We start from the raw sequence: 14,009 nt of genomic DNA, 5'->3' as shown, positions 1-14,009 counted from the left end.
ATGCTGTCCGGTTCCCTACGATGGGGTGCGGACGACTGCGGCTCACCAGGCCCCAGTCGCGGACGACACTGCCCGGGAGCGGCTCGGGTGCGTTCAACAAATCAGCTAGTGAGGTCGACCGGATGGTGCTGAACCGCCTGCTCCGCGCGGGTGAGGGCAAGATGGTGAAGCGGCTGCGCAACATCGCCGATCACATCAATACCCTCGAAGACGACGTCAAGGACCTGTCCGACGCCGAGCTGCGGGCGAAGACCGAGGAGTTCCGCAAGCGGTATCGCGAGGACAAGGAGACGCTCGACGAGCTGCTCCCGGAGGCCTTCGCGGTCGCCCGCGAGGCGAGCAAGCGGGTGCTCGGCCAGCGGCACTACGACGTCCAGCTGATGGGGGGCGCGGCGCTGCACCTCGGCCAGGTGGCCGAGATGAAGACCGGTGAGGGCAAGACCCTGACCTGTGTGCTCGCGGCCTACCTGAACGCGATCCCCGGCGACGGCGTGCACATCATCACGACCAACGACTACCTGGCCAAGCGCGACTCGGAGTGGATGGGCCGTATCCACCGCTTCCTCGGACTCGAGGTCGGCGTCATCCTGGCCGAGCAGCAGCCGGACGTGCGGCGCCAGCAGTACAACGCCGACATCACCTACGGCACGAACAACGAGTTCGGGTTCGACTACCTGCGCGACAACATGACCTGGAGCCTGGACGAGTGCGTTCAGCGCGGGCACAACTTCGCGGTCGTCGACGAGGTCGACTCGATCCTCATCGACGAGGCGCGGACCCCGCTGATCATCTCCGGTCCCGCCGACCAGTCCTCGCGCTGGTACGTCGAGTTCGCCCGGCTCGCGCCGCTCATGCAGGGCATCGACACCACCACGATGGGCACGCGCGAGCGCGTCGAGAAGACCAACCTGATCAACAGCAAGTACCACTACGAGGTCGACGTGCGGAAGCGCACGGTCGCGGTCACCGAGAAGGGCGTCCGGTTCGTCGAGGACCAGCTCGGTATCGACAACCTCTACGAGGCCGCCAACACCCCGCTGGTCGGCTACCTGAACAACGCGCTGAAGGTCCAGGAGCTCTACCACCGCGACAAGGACTACATCGTCCGCGACGGCGAGGTCATGATCGTCGACGAGTTCACCGGGCGCATCCTGGTGGGCCGCCGCTACAACGAGGGCATGCACCAGGCGATCGAGGCCAAGGAGAAGGTCGAGATCAAGGCCGAGAACCAGACGCTGGCCACGATCACGCTGCAGAACTACTTCCGGCTGTACAAGAAGCTCTCCGGGATGACCGGTACCGCCGAGACCGAGGCGGCCGAGTTCCACCAGACCTACAAGCTGGGCGTGGTGCCGATTCCGACGAACCGGCCGATGGTCCGCGCCGACCAGGCGGACCTGATCTACAAGTCCGAGCAGTCGAAGTTCGAGGCCGTGGCCGAGGACATCGCCGAACGGCACGAGAAGGGCCAGCCGGTCCTGGTCGGCACGACCAGCGTCGAGAAGTCCGAGCACCTGTCGAAGCTGCTGCTGAAACTGGGTGTGCCGCACGAGGTGCTCAACGCGAAGCACCACGACCGCGAGGCGCTGATCGTCGCGCGGGCCGGCCGCAAGGGCGCGGTCACGGTCGCCACCAACATGGCGGGCCGCGGTACCGACATCGTGCTCGGCGGCAACCCGGACATCATCGCCGACCAGACGCTGCGCGAGCGCGGCCTCGACCCGGTGGAGAACTCCGAGGAGTACGAGGCCGCGTGGCCGAACGTGCTCGAAGAGATCAAGGCGGACGCCAAGGCCGAGGCCGAAGAGGTCCGTGAGGCGGGCGGGCTGTACGTGCTCGGCACCGAGCGCCACGAATCGCGCCGCATCGACAACCAGCTCCGCGGTCGTTCCGGCCGTCAGGGCGACCCCGGCGAATCGCGGTTCTACCTGTCGCTCGGGGACGAGCTGATGCGCCGCTTCAACGCGACGATGGTCGAGCGCGTGATGACCACCATGCGGCTGCCCGACGACGTGCCGATCGAGCACAAGATGGTCTCCAAGGCCATCAAGAGCGCGCAAACACAGGTCGAGCAGCTCAACCACGAGACGCGCAAGAACGTCCTCAAGTACGACGAGGTCATGAACGAGCAGCGCAAGGTGATCTACGCCGAGCGCCGCCGCGTGCTCGAAGGCGAGGACCTGCGCGAGCAGATCGAGCACATGCTCATCGACGTCGTCAATGCCTACGTCGACGGTGCGACCGAGTCCGGGTACGCCGAGGACTGGGACCACGAAAAGCTGTGGACCGCGCTCAAGACGCTCTACCCGGTGAGCCTCGACTGGGACGACCTGATGGAGGACGGCGACCTCGACTCCGAGGGCCTGCGCGCCGCGCTGGTCGAGGACGCGCATCGGGCTTACGACCGCCGCGAGGCCGAGATCGACGAGCTGGTCGGCGAGGAAGGCGCGATGCGCCGCCTCGAGCGCCAGGTGATGCTCACCGTGCTCGACCGCAAATGGCGTGAGCACCTCTACGAGATGGACTATCTCAAGGAGGGCATCGGCATGCGGGCGCTCGCGCAGCGCGATCCGCTGATCGAGTACCAGCGCGAGGGCTTCGACATGTTCCGCGCGATGCTGGACTCGTTGAAGGAGGAGGCCGTCGGCTTCCTGTTCAACCTCCAGGTCGAGCGTGCCGAACCGGCGCCGGTCGCCGAGGAAGGCGCCACGGCGCTGCCCACCGGGGTGAGCGGCAACGGCAACGGCCAGGCCCCGGAGGGCGAGGGTGAGGGCAGGCATGCCCGCCCGGCACCGCCGCAGCCGACGACCGACACCGAGTCGGTGCCGTCCGCCTTGCGGGGCAAGGGACTCGGCGGTGGCGGTGCGCAGAGCGGGCTGACCATGTCGGGCCCGGGTGAGGACGGGAACGTCGAGTCCCATTCGGACGGTCCAGCCGAGGCGGCCGGTGGGGCGGGTGGTGGCACCCGCCGGGAGCGCCGTGCCGCGCAGCGTGCCGAGGCGAAGAAGGGCAAGAAGGGCCCGCGCCGCTAGGAGTTTCGGTCGCCGGAGGGCCGTCGCGTCAGGAACGCGGCGGTCCTCCGGCGCGTTGTACCGGGTATGGGGCGGAAGCCCGGCATGTGAGCGAGGGGAGCGCCGTGTCCACCACGCCGGTCGAAGCAGATTTGTCGACTTTTGCCGCGCTGTTCGGCGAGGACCGCCGACCCGATCCGTATCCGGACTATCGCCGCTGGCGAGAGCGGGCCCCGGTCGCGCTGTTGCCAGGCGTGGTCGCCGTGAGCGGTCAGGCCGAGGCGGTGCAGTTGTTGCGCGACAACGCTTTCGGTCACCCGGAACCGGAGATTCTCGCGCCGGAGGACCAGCGCCCGGACGAACCGGTGGACGAAGAGGGCCGGGTCGTCCGGTCGTTCCTCGGGCTCAACCCGCCCGATCACACGCGGCTGCGGCGGCTGGTGTCGAAGGCGTTCACCCCGCGGATGGTCGAGCGGCTCACCCCGCGGATCGAGGAGCTTGCCGCCACGATGGTCGGCCGGATCGCCGACGCGGACGAGGCCGATCTCATGGCGGATCTCGCGGCGCCGCTGCCGGTCGAGGTGATCAGCGAGATGCTGGGCGTCCCGCTCGACGACCGCGAGCGGTTCGCCACGTGGTCCCACGCGATGGCACGCGCGCTCGACCCGGAGTTCCTGCAGGCACCGGAAACCCGGGAGCCCGCCGTCCGCGCCCGGCAGGAGTTCGTCGCCTACTTCCGTGAGCTGGCAGCGCGACGGCGGCACGAGCCCGGCGACGACCTTCTGTCCACTTTGGTCGCCGTGTCCGACGCGGGTGACACGCTCAGCGAGGGCGAACTGCTCGTCACGGTGACCCTGCTGCTGATCGCGGGCCACGAGACGACCACGAACCTCATCGGCAACGGCACCCTCGCCCTCCTGCGGCATGCCGAGGGCGTCGGCGCGCTCGGCCCCGGCGGCGAACTCGCCGAGCGGGCCGTGGAGGAGGCGCTGCGCTACGACTCGCCGGTGCAACTCACCGCGCGGACAGCGCTGCGGGACACCGCGGTCGGCGACGTCGCGGTCGCCGAAGGCACCCAGGCGATCGTCCTCATCGGAGCCGCGAACCGCGACCCCGCCGCGTGCGCCGACCCCGACGTCTTCGATCCGTCCCGCGAGCCCGGCCGTCATCTCGCCTTCGGACAGGGCATCCACTTCTGCCTCGGCGCCCCGCTGGCCCGGTTGGAAGGCCGCGTCGTCTTCCGCGAGCTGGCCCGCCGCGTCCCGCGGCTGCGCCTCGCCGGTGAGCCGCGCTGGAACGCGACCACCACCCTGCGCGGCCTCGCCACCCTCCCCGTCGCCCACTGAGCCTCAGGCCGGAACGCTCCTGGGCGCTTCGCCGGGGTTGCCGCCCGACCAGGGTCCGGTGCCGTGAAGGCCTCCTTACCGGCGTTGAGCGCTGTGAAGGAGGCCTTCACGGCATTGGGTGGGTCGGGGATGTGTGGTCGGTGGGGTGTGTGGTGTTCGCGGGGTTGTCGTTGCGGCTGGGGTTTGTGCGGCGGTCTTGGATGTCGTGAACGCTCCGTTGGGGACGTTGATCGTCGGTAACGGAGCGTTCGCGACGTCGAGCGATGGTGTCGGCGTGGGCGGAGAGAGTCCGAGGGACGCTCTGGGGGCATCCACCGCACCGAGGGACGCCCCCGATGCACTCAACGCACCCAGGGACGCCCTTGTCGCACCCCGGCCAGCGCATCGCCGACAGGGGTGCGGAACGGCGGGAGCAAGGGACCTTTGCTCACCTTTGGTTAGTGTGCTAATGGTGAGCTTGCTCAAGGACGTTAGCAAAGGTCCCTTGCTCCTCCTTGCCGCCGGAAAGCGCCGCTGAGCAGGGGGAACGCTGGTCAGGCCGCCATGCGCTGCGCCGTGGCGAGCGGGTCCAGCAGGTCGAAGCGCACGCACCGCCACCGGCCGCCGGTCCGTTCGAAGCGGGCGGCGAGCGCGATGGTGCGGCGGCCGGTCTCGACGCGTGCGCAGGCCTCGACGACGTCGTCGGCGGGTGCGCACAGTCGCACGCTCCGTACGCGATGCCGGGCGGTCGCACGCGCCCGGCTGTGGGCGCGGAGGCGTTCGAACAGCGGCCGGTCCACCAGCGGCTCGATCTGCGAGGCCGTCCGGTGCCCGTCGTGCGTTTCGAGGATCGCGGTCAGCATGATCGCGACCTGCGGCCCGTCGAGCGCGGGCGAGACGTCGCGGACGGCCGCCAGGGGACGGCCCGCCGGGAGCGGCGCGGGTGACCCGGTGGCGATCGGGCGACCGGTGCGGTGGGGTTCGTAGCCGGTCAGGGTTTTCAGACGGTGCGCGGTGGTCATGGCTTCCCCTCTCGTGCCGTGGCGGGTGCCCGGCACGAGTTAGTGGCCGCGAAACGCCGGGAAGCGGACAAGGATCGCCATATTCGGGGAAAAGCGCAGAATCGGCTGCACGTTATTGCGGATTGCGCTATCCGGCCCGCGTGCCCCGCTGACCGGGCTAGGGTGTGCGGGGTGCTGAAGGGCCTAGTGATCGATTACGCCGGGGTGCTCACGGAGCCGGACGCCAATCTGCTTTACACCTATCTTGAGGCCGCCCGCGATCGCGGCCTTCGCACCGCGTTGCTGTCCAACGCTCCCGGTGCCTCCTCGCAGGTGAAGAACACGATGAGCCGCTATTTCGACGCGCTGGTGTTCTCGGGCGAGATCGGGGTGGCGAAGCCGGACCGCGAGGTCTACCTGATCACCGCGGCGATGCTGGGCCTGCCCGCCGGCCGCTGCGTGTTCGTCGACGACTCGGCCGCCAACGTCCGGGGCGCTGTCGACGCGGGGATGGTCGGCATCCACCACGACACGGTCGCCGGGACACTGGCCGAGCTGGCCGTGCTGTTCCCGCCGGAGCGCGCTCGCCGGGAGTGAGGGTCAGCGAGCCCGGCGCACGAGTTCGAAGGAAAGCACCGCCGCCGCGGCCGAGACGTTCAGCGACTCGACGTCACCCGGCATCGGGATGCTCAGCCACTCGGTGACGAGCTCGCCCACCTCGGCGCCCACGCCGGCCGTCTCGCCGCCCAGCACGAACGCGGTCCGCTGTGGCAGCTCGACGTCGAACACCGTCAACGACTCCGCGGAAGCCGAAGCGCCCAGCGCGTAGAGCGAGTAGCCGGCCTCGGTGAGCATCTCCGCGGCTTCCCGCGCGCTGCCGCAGCGCAGCACCGGCGCGCGGAACGCGACCCCCGCGGACGCCTTGACCACCATCGGGTCCAGCGCGGCGACGCCACGCCGCGGCACGATCACGCCGTCGAGCCCGGCGGCGGTCGCGGTGCGCAGGATCATCCCGACGTTGGCCGGGGTGGTGATGCCGTCCAGCAGCAGCACCCGCGCGGGCGGGCGCTTCCCCGACAGCGCGGTGGCCAGCGAACGCATCCGTGGCGCGACGACGTCGGCGAGCACGCCCTGGTCCTGTTTGCCGTTCCCGGCCAGTACTTTGACGCGGTGCGCGCTCGCGCGCTGCACCGGCACCCCGGCCGCCTTGGCGGCGCGCTGGATCTCGGCGGCGCCCGGCCCGCGCACGGTGTCGGCCAGGATCACCTTGTCCACTTCGAGGCCGGTGTCGGCGAGCGCCTCGAGCACCGGTTTGCGCCCGTAGACGGTCAGGAACCGGTCTTTCGGCGAAACCGGGGAGGCCGCAGAGTCATCACCCACACCGGGCAGTCTCGCATTGTGTAAGGATCGGCCCATGCCCGACCGCCTTTCCGCGCTGGACGCGTCGTTCCTGTACGTCGAGGACCACGCGACCCCGATGCACGTCGGCGGGGTGGCGATCTTCGAGCGCCCGCGTTCCGGGTTCGGCTACGAGCAGATGCTCGCCCTGATCGGCCAGCGCCTGGCGTTCCTGCCGCGGTACCGGCAGCGTGTGCTGGAGGTGCCGGGACACCTGGCGCGCCCGGTGTGGGTGGACGACGTCGACTTCGACCTCAACTACCACGTCCGCCGCTCCGCGCTGCCCCAGCCGGGCAGCGACGAGCAGCTGTTCGACCTCGTCGCCCGGCTGATGTCGCGGCGGCTGGCGCCGGAACGCCCGCTCTGGGAGGCGTACTTCATCGAGGGGCTCGGCGGGGACAGGGTCGCGCTGGTGACCAAGACCCATCAGTCCGTTGTGGACGGTGTGGGCACGATCGAGCTCGGCCAGATCGTCCTCGACCCCACACCCGCCGAAGTGGAGCCGTTCGACGACGTCTGGACACCGCGGCGCGAGCCGAGCCGTACCCAGCTGATCCTCGACGCGGTCAGCGAGACCGTGCAGCGCCCGACCGAGCTGGTGGAGAACGTCCGCTCCGCGGCCAACGACGCGGTCGCGACGGCGGGGAAGGTCGCGGAGGCACTCGGCGGCGTCGCCACGACGCTGCGCACCGTGGTCCATCCCGCGCCGTCCGGGCCGCTGAACGTCCGCGTCTCCGGCGGACGGATGTTCGCGGTGGTCCGCACCCGGCTGGAGGATTTCCGCAAGATCCGCGCCGAGCACGGCGGCACCGTCAACGACGTGGTGCTCGCCGCCATCACCGGCGCGCTGCGGGAATGGCTGCTTTCCCGTGGCGAGACGCTGAACCCGACGGACACGGTGCGCGCGCTGGCGCCGATGGCGGTCCGCGACGCGGAGACCGCCGAGTACTCGACACCGGCGCTGGTCGGCAACCAGGTCGCGGCCTACCTGGTGGACCTGCCGGTCGGCGAGCCGAACCCGGTACTGCGGCTGCAGCACATCGGGCACGCCATGGCCGACCATCTCGACTCGGGCCGTTCGGTCGCCGCGCGGGGGCTGCTCAAGGTCGGCGGGTTCGCCCCGGCGACGCTGCATTCGCTCGGGGCGCGGGCGGCGGGGTCACTCTCCGGGCGCATTTTCAACCTCATGGTGACGAATTCGCCCGGCCCGCAGATGCCGATGTACGCGGGGGAGGCCAGGATGGTCGAGATGTTCCCGGTGATGCCGCTGATGCGCAACCAGGCGCTCGCGATCGGGGTCAGCTCGTATCACGGCGGCGTCTACTTCGGACTCAACGGCGACCGCAAGGCCGTCAGCGATGTGGAGCTGGTGGCCGGGATGATCGAGGAATCGTTGGAAGAGCTGAAGGGTGCGCACTGGTGAGGGTCTATCTGCCTGCCACGATCGCGATGTTGCGTGAGCTGAACACCACCGGTGAGTTCCGCGCGCGGAGCGGGACGGCGTTCGCGCTCACGCCCGCGCTGCGCGAGGCCTACGCGAGTGGTTCCGACGAGGAGCTGGAGTACGCGGCACTGCTCGACGCCGCGCGGGCGTCGCTGCGGCTGATCGCGGCCGAGGAGAAGGGCGAACCGCGGCGGGCCGTGGTGTCCGCCGACGTCGAGGGCGCGACCCATCGGCCCGATCTCGACGACGCCGTCGTGCGGCTCGCCGGTCCGGTGCTGCTGAAGGACATCGCGGCGATCCACGTCGACGCGGCCGAGGCCGAGGACGCCGTCACCGCGGCGGCCGCGGTGATCGACGCCGCCGACCTCGGTGACCCCGACGCGGAGTTCACCCTCGGCGACGCCGAAGACCACGAGCTCGCCTGGTACGCACCGCAGGAACTCCCGTTCCTGCTCGAACTCCTCTAACGGCGCTTCCGGCCCGTCGCCTTCCGGACCCCGGAGACCAGCTTCCGCCCGGTGAACAGCACGGGCCAGGCGGCGGCCACCCCGACCCCGAGCGGGAGGCCGCTCTGCCACGCGGGGGCGCCGAGCGCGACCGGTTGCGCGGCCGCCTGCGGGTCGTGGTCGGTGATGCCGCCCCACCGGCTCGGCGGCAGCACGATGATCCGCGCCTTGCCGATGATGTTGGACACCGGGACCGTCCCGTTGAGACCGCCGCCGCCCTGGCAGCGCGAGTCGCACGAGTCGTTGCGGTTGTCGCCCATCACCCAGACACTGCCCTGCGGCACGGTGACCGGAGCGAACTGCTGCCGCTTGGGATTGATCTCGCCTTCCCAATGGACATACGGCTCGTCGAGCGCTTTCCCGTTCACCATGACCCGGTTGCTCGTGTCGCAGCACTGCACGGTCTGGCCGCCGGTGGCGATGACGCGTTTCACGAAGTCCTGCTCGTCCGGCGGCGCGAACCCGACCAGCGAGCCGAGCCCGCGCAGCGCCTTGACCACGATATTGCTCGACTCCTGCGAAGCGATTTCGTGCGTCGACCAGGTTTCCGGGCCCTTGAACACCACCACGTCGCCCGGCGAGGGGTCGGTGAAGTCGTAGGTGACCCGGTCGACGAGCACCCGGTCGTTGGTGCAGCCGGTGCAGCCGTGCAGCGTCGTCTCCATCGACCCCGACGGGATGAGGAAGACCTTCGCGAGGAACGTCTGGATCAGGATCGTGAGCACGAGCGCGATCACGAGCAGGATCGGCAGCTCCACCCAGAACGACCGTTTCTTCTTCGGCCTGCCACCTGCCTTGTCCCGGTCCTGGCCATCGGGGTCGTCTTCAGCCGCGTTCCGCGATACGGGTTCCACCACGGTGTCACGCTATCGGTGATCGAGTCGGCACGGCGTGAACCGGTGGCCAACTTCCCCCGTGCCGGGTGAACCGGAGCCCGCCGAATCGGACGTAACGCTCAGCTGGGCGTGGTCCCGACCTGTTCGGCGGGAGGTGCCTGCACGTCGACGGCGGTGCCCCAGTCCGTGTAGCGGGTGGTGATCCGCGCGCTCGCCCCGTCCGGCGCGCCGGCGGCGGTGAGGATCGGTGAGAGGTCGACGACGATCTGCCGGGGCCGGTTCGCGTCGTCGATCCAGAGTTCCATGCCGAACGAACCGGCCTTGCCCCGCAACTGCGACACGGCCTCCGCCGACAGCCCGGCGGGTAGCTGACCGCCGAGCTTTTCCAGGTCGAGCTTGAGCCAGTAGTGCTCGACGGACATCCCGTCGAGGTCGCCGCGTTCGGCCATCGTGATGGCGCCCGCGGAGCGGATCTGGCCGATCGTCCGAAGTGGATCGTTCTGCTCGGCCAGCTGGCCGAGGCTGCCGCCGAGCACTTGGGAGAACTGGTCGGTGCCGTCGGGGGAGACGGTGATCCACGGCTTGTCGTCCTCGTCGCCGCGTGACCCCTCGGGCACCTTCACGAAGAGCTTTTGTTGCACCAGGCGGAGTTCGAGCGGGTCACCGAGCACGTCGGTCGTCATCGACAACGTGGTGCCGCCTTCGGCGAACAGCGCCTGGCCCTGCCCCTTCGACTTGACGGTGCCCGCGTTGACGTCGGTGCCGAACTTCGCCGAGCGTCCCGCGATCGTGCCCGTTCGCGCCGCGTCGGCGAGCGCCTTCGCGTCGGTCATCGCGGGTGGCGTGTCGTCGCCGCCGCACGCGCCGAGCAGGAGCACGCACACGAGCGCGGCGGCCGGTTTCCACATGCGGTCCAGACAAGCATGGGTCCCCCGAACACGTTCGGGGGACCCATGCTACGGAAAGTCGATCTCAGCGGCCGCCGGTCTTCATCATCTCGCTGAGGTCCGCGACCTGGTCGGCGGGCGGGGCCGTGACGTCGACCGGCTTACCCCAGTCGGTGTACTTGACGGTGATCTTGCCCGCCTCGCTCGCGCCACCCGGCGCGCCGGCCGCCTTGGCCACCGCGGAGCTGTCCAGCACCATCTGCACCGGCAGCTGGTCCTTGTTCAGCCACAGCTCGACCGGCATCTTGACGCCCTTGAGCTTGTCGGCGAGCTGCGACTTCGCCTCCGCGGGCGCGCTCTCCAGCACCTTGTCGAGGTTCTTGGAGATGTCGATCTCGGCGACGTAGTGGTTGACCGGCTCGCCGTTCAGCTGCGTCTGGTCCGAGCTGATGATCTTGCCACCGTTCCCGATCTGCTCCAGGATCTTGGTCGGGTCGCTCTGCTCGGAGCTCTGCGCCAGGGAGCTGCCCATCGCCTTGGAGATCGGGTCGTCACCGTTCGGGGTGATCTTCACCCAGCTCTTGCCGGTGCCCATCTTCTGGAGCTGCTCGGGCGGCATCTTCATGTAGAGGACCTTGTCGACGAGGCGGACCTCCATCTGCTGGCCCGCCTGGTCCATGGTCATCGCCATGGCCGTGTTCTGGCCGTCGAACTTGACGGCGCCGTTCATGTTGATGGTCTTCGCGGGGTCCGACGACTCCATGGTCATCTTCGCCGACTTGGACTTCTGCGTGCCCTCCTTGGACGCGCTGGCCAGCTGGAGCGCGTCGCTGAACGGCGCGGCGAGGCCGAAGCCCTTGCCGTCGCCGGAAGCCTTGGTGTCGGTGCCGGTACCGCCGCTGTTCCCGCCGCACGCGGTGAGCGTGAGGACGAGCGCGGCTCCGGCCGCGACGAGAGTGGTCTTGCGCAAGGTCTGTGCCCCCTCAGTGGTGGATGTACTCCATCCGGGTTATCGCCCGAATGAGGAAAGAGTTACCACACGTCCGCTTTACGACTCCAGCCCGCCACGAGAGGCGAGGAGCCGCCGGAGGGAAAGCAGCCGATCCGCCCTGGCCTCGCCTTCCGCGACGACGTCGTCGAGCGCGCAGTCCGGATCCTCGGGCGGCCCGAGGTGGCCGCAGCCGGACGGGCATTCCTCGGCCGCCTCCGCGAATTCCTCGAAGGCTTGCACGATGTCGTCGGCGGTGACGTGCGCGAGACCGAACGACCGCACGCCCGGCGTGTCGACCACCCAGCCGCCGTCGGGCAGCGGCAGCGCCACTGCGGCGACGGAGGTGTGACGTCCCTTGCCGACCGCGCTCACCACCCCGGTGGCCAGCCCGGCGTCGGGCACCAGCCGATTGACCAAAGTGGACTTGCCGACGCCGGAATGCCCGACCAGCGCGGTCACCCGGCCCTTGAGGCGTTCGGCGAGCCCGGCGGGTTCCTCGTCGTAGCGGGTCACCAGCGCCGGGATGTCGAGGCCCGCGTAACCGGCGAGCAGTTCCTCGGGACCGGCGAGGTCCGCCTTGGTCAGGCACAGGATCGGCTCGACGCCGCCGGAGTAGCAGGCCACGAGGCAGCGGTCGATGAACCCCGCGCGCGGCGGCGGATCGGCCAGCGCGGTCACGATGAGCAGCTGTTCGGCGTTGGCCACCACGACACGCTCGTACGGGTCGGTGTCGTCGGCCGTGCGGCGCAGCACGCTGGCCCGCTCCTCGACCCGCACGATCCTGGCCAGCGTGTCCGGCCGCCCGCTGACGTCGCCGACGACCGCGACCCGGTCGCCGACCACGACCGACACCCGCCCCAGCTCGCGGGCCCGCATCGCGGTGATCACCCGGCCGGGATCGGCGTCGATCGCGCAGGTCCAGCGGCCGCGGTCCTTGCCGATGACCATCGCGGTGACGGCGTCGGCGTGTTCGGGACGGCGTTTGCTGCGTGGCCTGGTGCCCTTGCCGGGACGCACCCGCACATCGGATTCGTCCAGCCTGCGCCAGTCGCTCCGCGCCAATCCGCCCACGTCCTCCCGGTCGCCGTCCCTGCCGGAATGATCCCACGCGGCTCGCCACGGCCCTGGCCTGCGTGTAACGATGGCTACCCCGACACGAGGAGGTTGGCGATGTGCGGCCGCTATGCCGCCACGAAGGATCCGGCGGCGCTGATCGAGGAGTTCGCGGCGGTCGACCTGACCGAGGGCCGGGCCAGGACCGACCACAACGTGGCGCCGACCAAGAACGTGGTGACCGTCGTCCAGCGGCATCCGCGGGACGCCGAGGGGCAGGTGCTCGAGGACGAGCCCGCCGAGCGCTCGCTGCGGCTCATGCGCTGGGGCCTCGTGCCGTTCTGGGCCAAGGATCCTTCGGTGGGCTCGCGCATGATCAACACCAGGGCCGAGACGGCGAAGGAGAAGCCCGCCTTCCGCCGCGCGCTGTCCTCGCGCCGGTGCCTCGTCCCGGCCGACGGCTGGTTCGAATGGCGCCGCACCGGCAAGGAGAAGGAGCCGTTCTACATGACCGGCCCCGATGCCGCCTCGCTCGCCTTCGCCGGGATCTGGGAGAGCTGGCGCCCGAAGGACGACGACGCCGCCGAGCCGTTGATCACCTTCTCGATCATCACGACCGACGCGACCGGGCAGCTCACCGACGTCCACCACCGGATGCCGCTGATCGTGCCGAAGACGCACTGGGATCCGTGGCTCGACCCGGACCGGTCCGACGTCACCGACCTGCTGGTGCCCACCGCGTCGGAGATCGTCGAATCGCTGGAGCTGCGCCCGGTTTCCTCGAAGGTCAACAACGTCCGCAACAACGGCCCCGAACTGCTGGACCGCGTCGACCCCGGTCCACGTCTCGACGACGACGCGCTCTTCGAGACGCCCCGGTCATGACGACCCTGGAGATCGGCACCGGCTACGGCCCGGCGAGGGCCGAGCTGCACTGTGCCGAGGAGGGCACCGCGGTGCTGATGCTCGGGCACGGCGCGGGCGGCGGGATCGGCGCGAAGGACCTCGTCGCGGTGACCCGCGCCGCGCAGGCGATCGGCGTGCACGTGGCGCTGGTCGAGCAGCCCTACCGGGTGGCGGGACGGCGTGCCCCCGCGCCCGCGAATCAGCTGGACAGCGCCTGGCTGACCGTCGCGGACGAACTCGCCGAGCGCTTCGACGGCCTGCCGGTGGTGTTCGGCGGCCGCTCCTCCGGCGCGCGGGTCGCCTGCCGGACGGCGTCGGCGGGGCAGGCGGTGGCGGTGCTGTGCCTGGCGTTCCCCGAACATCCGCCGGGCAGGCCGGAGAAAAGCCGTCAGGGCGAACTCGACGCCGTCGAGGTGCCCACGCTGGTGGTGCAGGGGGAACGTGACCCGTTCGGGCGACCGACGGCGGGCCCGCACCACGAGATCGTCGTCCTCGACGGCGACCACAACCTGACCGCCGACCTGGACGGCGTCTCTCGCGCCGCCTCGGAGTGGCTGACCCGCGTCCTGCGCCTGTTCTCGTAACCCTCGCGGGGGGTGGCGCCCGAGCGTGCCGTTAAGGCCACCTTACGGGCGTCAGACGCCCGTAAGG

Annotated in this window: 13 protein-coding genes; 7 read left to right on the top strand and 6 right to left on the bottom strand. The window is 70.1% G+C overall.

What is annotated here, in order from left to right; all coding sequences use genetic code 11:
* Positions 1–122: 122 nt before the first annotated feature.
* The gene (gene secA, locus ACFW0G_RS32675) at positions 123–3,032 is read left to right on the top strand and encodes a preprotein translocase subunit SecA (protein WP_378329306.1); all 2,910 of its coding nucleotides are present in this window, start codon (positions 123–125) and stop codon (positions 3,030–3,032) included.
* Positions 3,033–3,136: 104 nt separating this feature from the next.
* Positions 3,137–4,357: a cytochrome P450 gene (locus ACFW0G_RS32670; protein WP_378329305.1), complete on the top strand. Its 1,221-nt coding sequence runs from the start codon at positions 3,137–3,139 to the stop codon at positions 4,355–4,357.
* Between the two features lie 533 nt (positions 4,358–4,890).
* Here ACFW0G_RS32670 and ACFW0G_RS32665 read toward each other — a convergent pair.
* The gene (locus ACFW0G_RS32665) at positions 4,891–5,358 is read right to left on the bottom strand and encodes an Rv3235 family protein (protein WP_378329304.1); all 468 of its coding nucleotides are present in this window, start codon (positions 5,356–5,358) and stop codon (positions 4,891–4,893) included.
* A 186-nt stretch (positions 5,359–5,544) separates the two neighbouring features.
* Here ACFW0G_RS32665 and ACFW0G_RS32660 point away from each other — a divergent pair, with 186 nt between their 5' ends.
* The gene (locus ACFW0G_RS32660) at positions 5,545–5,934 is read left to right on the top strand and encodes an HAD-IA family hydrolase (RefSeq protein ID WP_378329356.1); all 390 of its coding nucleotides are present in this window, start codon (positions 5,545–5,547) and stop codon (positions 5,932–5,934) included.
* Between the two features lie 3 nt (positions 5,935–5,937).
* Here ACFW0G_RS32660 and ACFW0G_RS32655 read toward each other — a convergent pair whose 3' ends face one another.
* Entirely contained in the window at positions 5,938–6,753 is an 816-nt protein-coding gene (locus ACFW0G_RS32655) for a TrmH family RNA methyltransferase (RefSeq protein ID WP_378329303.1), read from the bottom strand.
* Here ACFW0G_RS32655 and ACFW0G_RS32650 point away from each other — a divergent pair.
* Together ACFW0G_RS32650 and ACFW0G_RS32645 are read left to right on the top strand one after the other, a co-directional pair.
* On the top strand, positions 6,752–8,158 hold the full coding sequence (locus ACFW0G_RS32650; protein WP_378329302.1) for a wax ester/triacylglycerol synthase family O-acyltransferase: 1,407 nt from the start codon (positions 6,752–6,754) through the stop codon (positions 8,156–8,158). The genes ACFW0G_RS32655 and ACFW0G_RS32650 overlap by 2 nt on opposite strands.
* Complete coding sequence (locus tag ACFW0G_RS32645; protein WP_378329301.1) at positions 8,155–8,646, top strand: DUF6912 family protein; 492 nt, start codon at positions 8,155–8,157, stop codon at positions 8,644–8,646. Before ACFW0G_RS32650 ends, ACFW0G_RS32645 begins: the two co-directional genes overlap by 4 nt.
* Here the strand turns inward: ACFW0G_RS32645 and lepB are convergent.
* From lepB to rsgA, 4 genes are all read right to left on the bottom strand, one after another.
* Positions 8,643–9,542, bottom strand: a complete 900-nt coding sequence (gene lepB / locus ACFW0G_RS32640) for a signal peptidase I (RefSeq protein WP_378329300.1) — start codon at positions 9,540–9,542, stop codon at positions 8,643–8,645. The two genes, ACFW0G_RS32645 and lepB, sit on opposite strands and share 4 nt — an antisense overlap.
* Before the next feature lie 98 nt (positions 9,543–9,640).
* Complete coding sequence (locus ACFW0G_RS32635) at positions 9,641–10,429, bottom strand: hypothetical protein (protein ID WP_378329299.1); 789 nt, start codon at positions 10,427–10,429, stop codon at positions 9,641–9,643.
* A 64-nt stretch (positions 10,430–10,493) separates the two neighbouring features.
* A complete protein-coding gene (locus ACFW0G_RS32630; protein ID WP_378329298.1) occupies positions 10,494–11,378 on the bottom strand; it encodes a hypothetical protein in 885 nt (294 codons plus the stop codon).
* 78 nt (positions 11,379–11,456) lie between these two features.
* Positions 11,457–12,461, bottom strand: a complete 1,005-nt coding sequence (gene rsgA / locus ACFW0G_RS32625) for a ribosome small subunit-dependent GTPase A (protein ID WP_378329355.1) — start codon at positions 12,459–12,461, stop codon at positions 11,457–11,459.
* Positions 12,462–12,569: 108 nt separating this feature from the next.
* Here rsgA and ACFW0G_RS32620 point away from each other — a divergent pair, with 108 nt between their 5' ends.
* Complete coding sequence (locus ACFW0G_RS32620; RefSeq protein WP_378329297.1) at positions 12,570–13,337, top strand: SOS response-associated peptidase; 768 nt, start codon at positions 12,570–12,572, stop codon at positions 13,335–13,337.
* A complete protein-coding gene (locus ACFW0G_RS32615) occupies positions 13,334–13,942 on the top strand; it encodes an alpha/beta family hydrolase (protein WP_378329296.1) in 609 nt (202 codons plus the stop codon). The genes ACFW0G_RS32620 and ACFW0G_RS32615 overlap by 4 nt, the downstream gene beginning before the upstream one ends.
* Positions 13,943–14,009 lie beyond the last annotated feature (67 nt).

The organism is Amycolatopsis sp. NPDC058986, assembly GCF_042741125.1.
Taxonomy (GTDB): domain Bacteria; phylum Actinomycetota; class Actinomycetes; order Mycobacteriales; family Pseudonocardiaceae; genus Amycolatopsis.
The sequence above is the reverse complement of the archived record's forward strand: the minus strand, read 5'-3'. Positions and strand labels throughout refer to the sequence as shown.

Bases quoted from the DNA above. Each gene is read 5' to 3' on its own strand.
- secA (WP_378329306.1), top strand. From the start codon at position 123: ATGGTGCTGAACCGCCTGCTCCGCGCGGGTGAGGGCAAGATGGTGAAG.
- ACFW0G_RS32665 (WP_378329304.1), bottom strand. From the start codon at position 5,358: ATGACCACCGCGCACCGTCTGAAAACCCTGACCGGCTACGAACCCCAC.
- ACFW0G_RS32650 (WP_378329302.1), top strand. From the start codon at position 6,752: ATGCCCGACCGCCTTTCCGCGCTGGACGCGTCGTTCCTGTACGTCGAG.
- ACFW0G_RS32655 (WP_378329303.1), bottom strand. From the start codon at position 6,753: ATGGGCCGATCCTTACACAATGCGAGACTGCCCGGTGTGGGTGATGAC.
- ACFW0G_RS32635 (WP_378329299.1), bottom strand. From the start codon at position 10,429: ATGTGGAAACCGGCCGCCGCGCTCGTGTGCGTGCTCCTGCTCGGCGCG.
- ACFW0G_RS32620 (WP_378329297.1), top strand. From the start codon at position 12,570: ATGTGCGGCCGCTATGCCGCCACGAAGGATCCGGCGGCGCTGATCGAG.
- ACFW0G_RS32615 (WP_378329296.1), top strand. From the start codon at position 13,334: ATGACGACCCTGGAGATCGGCACCGGCTACGGCCCGGCGAGGGCCGAG.